General features: G+C 70.2%; 1 protein-coding gene. It reads left to right on the top strand.

Annotation, left to right across the window (positions count from 1 at the left end; genetic code table 11):
* The first annotated feature begins 122 nt into the window (after nucleotides 1–122).
* On the top strand, nucleotides 123–1,562 hold the full coding sequence (locus H1D24_RS41520; protein ID WP_181662955.1) for an NF041680 family putative transposase: 1,440 nt from the start codon (nucleotides 123–125) through the stop codon (nucleotides 1,560–1,562).
* Nucleotides 1,563–1,572: the final 10 nt, after the last annotated feature.

Below are 1,572 nucleotides of genomic sequence, written 5' to 3'. Positions count from 1 at the left end.
CTTGGCTTTAAACCCCACCAAGATCATTTCTTGGTGGGGTTTGTCGTTCGCCTGACAGCTGGGCGGCCTCTGCTTGATCATGTGTTTCCGCCAAGAGACACGTTGATCAACCAAAGGCCGTGATGGACAGTCTGCAAGACGGCGCCGTGCGCGTCGAGGCCCTGGCTGGGTTGTCCCGGTTTCGCCGTGAGCTGTACGAGTGCCTGACGTTGCGGGCGGATGCTCTGTTCGAGCTCATGGACGCGGTGCTGTGCGCCGACGGGCCGGTGACGTCCCTGCCGGAACTCTCGCTGTCGGGGGTGCATCGGCGCGGGCACGGAGCGATGTACGACGCGCTGGCCCAGGGGCACATCAACGTGTCCCGGCTTCGGATGGCGCTGGCCGGACTGCGGCTGCCGCGTGGGACGGACGGGCAGCTGTCCATCGCGCTGGACGTCACCGCGTGGCCGCGTCCGGATGCCGAATGCTCGCCCCAGCGGCTGCACTGCCACCGTCCGTGCCGCTGCGACGGGGTGCGTCAGACCATCCCGGGCTGGCCCTACCAGGTCGCGGCGGCCCTCGGCGGGGGCCGCTCCTCATGGACTGGGCCGCTGGACGCGGTGCGATTGGGGCCCGAGGACGACCCCACCGAGGTCACCGCCGCCCAGATCCGCGACCTTGTCGCCCACTTGGAGCGGGCCGGGCAGTGGCGCCCGGGCGACTTGCCGGTGCTGTTCGTCCTGGACTCCGGCTACGACATCGTGCGCCTGACCTGGCTGCTGCGCGAGGAGCCGGTGCGGCTGCTGGGACGCATCCGCGCCGACCGGGTGATGCGCGCCCCGGCCGGCAAGCGCCGCGGGACGAACCCCGGGCGCCCGCCCCGACATGGAGCGGAGTTCCGCCTGGCCCAGGCCACGACCTATCCGGCGCCGGTCCAGGAGTCGGCCGGCGTCCACGACCGCTTCGGCCAAGTCCTCGCCCGCTGCTGGGGCCGCCTGCACCCCAAGCTGGACCGGCGCGGCTCCTGGGCTGACCACGAAGGCGAACTCCCCATCGTCGAGGGAACGTTGGTCCATCTGGCGGTCGAGTACCTGCCCGGCAATCGCGACCCCAAGCCGCTATGGCTGTGGCACAGCGACCCCGACGCCACCGCGCACGACGTCGACCGCCTCTGGCGGACCTTCCTTCGAAGGTTCGATATCGAGCACACTTTCCGCTTCTTCAAGCAGACGCTCGGCCTGACCCGACCCCGCTTGCGCACCCCCGAACAGGCTGACCGGTGGGTGTGGCTGATCCTCGCCACCTACGCGCAACTCCGTCTCGCCCGGCCCCTGACCGAGGACCTCCGGCGACCCTGGGAGAAGCCCCTGACACCGGATCAGCTCACCCCCGGCCGGGTCCGACGCGGCTATCCCCGCATCCGACGGACCGTGGGCACTCCAGCCCGCGCGCCAAAACCCTCCCACCCCGGCCCAGGCCGCCCCAAGGGCCGCACCTCCACACCCGCACCCCGCCACCCAGTCGGCAAGAAACAGCGCAAAACGGATATGCCTAGACGCGGCGGGGCCGAGCAGCAGCCTTAAAGATCAAGCT

This window comes from Streptomyces himalayensis subsp. himalayensis (assembly GCF_013778455.1).
Taxonomy (GTDB): domain Bacteria; phylum Actinomycetota; class Actinomycetes; order Streptomycetales; family Streptomycetaceae; genus Streptomyces; species Streptomyces himalayensis.
Note: the sequence above shows the minus strand (reverse complement) of the source record. Positions and strands in the feature narration are given on the sequence as shown.

Bases quoted from the DNA above. Each gene is read 5' to 3' on its own strand.
- H1D24_RS41520 (WP_181662955.1), top strand. From the start codon at position 123: ATGGACAGTCTGCAAGACGGCGCCGTGCGCGTCGAGGCCCTGGCTGGG.